The organism is Pseudoalteromonas sp. 78C3, from assembly GCF_002836695.1.
Classification (GTDB): domain Bacteria; phylum Pseudomonadota; class Gammaproteobacteria; order Enterobacterales; family Alteromonadaceae; genus Pseudoalteromonas; species Pseudoalteromonas arctica.
Genome location: NZ_PJAV01000019.1, coordinates 1 through 3479, shown reverse-complemented (window position 1 = coordinate 3479; position 3479 = coordinate 1). Strand labels below are relative to the sequence as shown.

Below are 3479 nucleotides of genomic sequence, written 5' to 3'. Positions count from 1 at the left end.
GTACCTCTTATATAAGTGATCTTATTTAAGTACTCTTATTTTATAAAGTTATTTAAGAACCTGTGCTAGTAATTCAATTGGGTGTTTTGGTTTAAACTTTTCAAAACGTTTAACTTGGCTACGACAAGAAAAGCCCGTAGATAAAAGTTGCTCAGATTTATTTTTATCTACAATTGGTTTCCAGCTCATTTCGTAAAGCGCACGTGAGTTATCTTGATTTTGTGCTTCGTGGCCGTAAGTTCCCGCCATTCCACAACAACCTGTATTTGTTGTTTTTAATGTTAAACCAATATCATTGAAAATTGTTTGCCATACATTTGCTGCTTTTGGCAGCGCAGTTGTTTCAGTACAATGACTCAGTAATGTAAATTCGGTATCTGTATTTTGCTTTGCGCTTAGTGATTTAAACGATTGTGTTTCTAGCCATTCATGAGCAAGCTGCACATTAAATTCGCCACGGTTATTTTCTAAAATTGTATTATATTCATCGCGATAACACATAACGAGTGACGCATCTAAACCGACTAACGGTGCATTAATATCATTTAATTTATTTAAAAACTCGGCTGCATTTTTAGCTGTAACTTTAAATTCATGTAAAAAACCTTTTACGTGTTGCGGTTTACCATTTGGTTTAAAAGGTAATAGCATTGGTTTTTTGCCAAGTTGGGTTATTAAAGTAATAAAACTTTCTACTAATTCCGCTTCGTAAAAGCTCGTAAATGGGTCTTGTACTATTAATACATACTCACTTTGTTGCTCTGCATTTAATTTATTTAATAAATCAAAATCAAATTTTTGTGTTTTAGTAACACGCTTTGAAAGTGCAGGAATACTCAACTGTGGTGTATCAACATAGCCAACCGTTTTTTTAATAACATTACTAACTAATGATGTTTTAACAATTGGATTTATAACTTTAGCGAACTTTGCCATTAATGGCGCGCTATTTTCTATGTTACCAACAAGGTAATCTTTTAGCGGACGTGCATAATAACTATGATAATAATTTAAAAAGCGCGAACGAAAAGTGGGTACATCTACTTTAATTGGGCATGCTGTTGTACATGCCTTACATGCTAAACATTCATCCATTGACGCTTTTACTTCGTGAGAAAAGTCGTAAATACCTTTTCGTTTTTCGCGGCTATGAACAAAACGTTCCCACCAGGTAATGACTTCACCTTTGTTAAGTTGCTTTTCTACTTCGAGCAAATCTACATTTTTTGACTCTTGTAGACGAAGCCATTCGCGCATTAAACTTGCGCGTCCTTTTGGTGAATTACGGCGATCGCCAGTTACTTTATACGATGGACACATAGGTGAATTTTCATCGTAATTAAAGCATATGCCATTACCATTACAGGTCATTGCGTTGTTAAAACTGGTTTTGACTTCTATTGATATTTGCTTATCGAAGTGCGATCTCTTTTGTCCATCTACACTAACTAGTGAGTCTTCACTATCGATAGGAGTGCATATTTTACCGGGGTTAATACGGTTGTTAGGATCGAAAGCTGTTTTTATTTTACGAAGTTGTGTATATAAATGCTCACCAAAAAATTCAGGACTATATTCACTTCGGTAACCTTTACCGTGCTCGCCCCACATTAAACCGCCGTACTTAGCGGTTAGTTTTACGACCTGATCTGAAATAGTTCTAAGTAGTTTTTCTTGTTCTGGGTCACACATATCAAGTGCTGGGCGTACGTGTAAAACGCCCGCATCAACATGGCCAAACATACCGTACTGTAAATTATGACTGTCGAGTAATGCTCTAAATTCGACAATATAATCTGCTAAATTTTCAGGCGGTACAGCGGTGTCTTCTGCAAAGGCGAGAGGTTTTTGGCTGCCTTTTACATTACCTAATAAACCCACTGACTTTTTACGCATTGCGTAAATTTTTAGTATATCGCTTTTATCACTGGTTAACTGATAACCAATAACGCCATTAGTTTGATTTTTTACGCATTCGTCTAGAAGCTTACAAAGCGTGTCTACTTTGTCTTTTATATCATCGTTTGATACTGCATTAAACTCGACCATGTTAAGGCCTTGCATATCTTTATTTGGTACGTCGGTTATTAAGTCCGATACTAAATTCCAAATGATATCTTCACGCGCCAAGTTTAAAACTTTGCTATCAACGGTTTCTACCGAGGTCGCGCGTGCATCGACTAAAAATGGTGAATGGCGAAGTGCTGAGTCAAAACTATCGTACTTAATATTAATAAGCGTTTTAAATTCAGCAATAGGCGTTAGGTTTAATTTTGCTTCAGTTACTATACCTAATGAGCCTTCTGAACCCGTTATTAGTCGGCTCATGTCAAAAGTAAGTAAGTCATCACTTAGCACATGCTCTAGGTCGTAGCCGGTTAAAAAACGATTTAACCGTGGAAACTTAGCTAAAATAGCAGCGCGTTCATTAACTGAAATATCTAAAACTGTTTTATATAAACTACCAATTAATGAGTCTTGATTAGCTATAATTTGTGCTTTGTCGATGTCTATTGGGGAGGTACACATAGGTGTGCCATCAACTAAATAAGTTGTTAGCCCTAAAACATGATCGCTCGTTTTACCGTAAACTAACGAGCCTTGCCCCGATGCGTCAGTACTTATCATGCCACCAATAGTTGCCCTGTTACTGGTAGATAAATCGGGTGAGAAGAAAAAGCCATAAGGTTTTAAAAAGTCATTAAGTTGATCTTTTATTACGCCGGTTTGAACGCGTACCCAGCCTTCTTCTACATTTATTTCGAGGATTTCGCGCATATAGCGAGACAAATCTACAACAATACCAGGTGTTAACGATTGTCCGTTAGTGCCTGTTCCACCGCCACGAGGACCAAAAGTTAATGATAAAAACGGGTCGCGAGATGCTGTTTGCAGTGCGAGCTGAATATCTTTTTCATTTTTTGGAAAAATAACACCTTGCGGTATTTGCTGATACACACTGTTATCGGTTGAAGCGGTAATACGCGTTGCATAACTTGCGTCGGTGTCTCCGATAAAACCTTGGTTTGCAATGGTATTTAGGTAGTTTGCGACAAGTTCTGTCGCGGCATCTTGTTGTGTAATTGTTGCTATCATGACGGCGATATTTTAGGGCATTTGACTAATTATATCATGGTGATGGCGAATAGAAATTGAAGATTTTACAGTTTGTAACACTCTTTTAGTCGATTTTAATGCAGCTTAAATTATACTCAAGTTAACAAGTAATAAGGTGTATTATATGAAAAAATTACTATTACAGATCAGTGGCGTGTTATTTATTTTGCTAGGATTATTTTTTGCGATTGTAGCTAGGGCGTGTTGACCTTTGGTTGTTGAATTTGCAGCAGTTTAGGCAAGGCAGAGCCTATGTAGTGTGGTTACTCCCCATAAATAGGCGATAACGCAGCATAAATACCAAACATGCGCTGCCCAATGGGTTCTTTCTAAGGACGAGTAACTCTTTGTTGCCTACATGG

At 37.2% G+C, this 3479-nt stretch carries 1 protein-coding gene; it reads right to left on the bottom strand.

The window, feature by feature from the left end:
* Positions 1-48: 48 nt before the first annotated feature.
* Entirely contained in the window at positions 49-3096 is a 3048-nt protein-coding gene (gene ydiJ / locus CXF76_RS00455; RefSeq protein ID WP_024590793.1) for a D-2-hydroxyglutarate dehydrogenase YdiJ, read from the bottom strand.
* Positions 3097-3479: the final 383 nt, after the last annotated feature.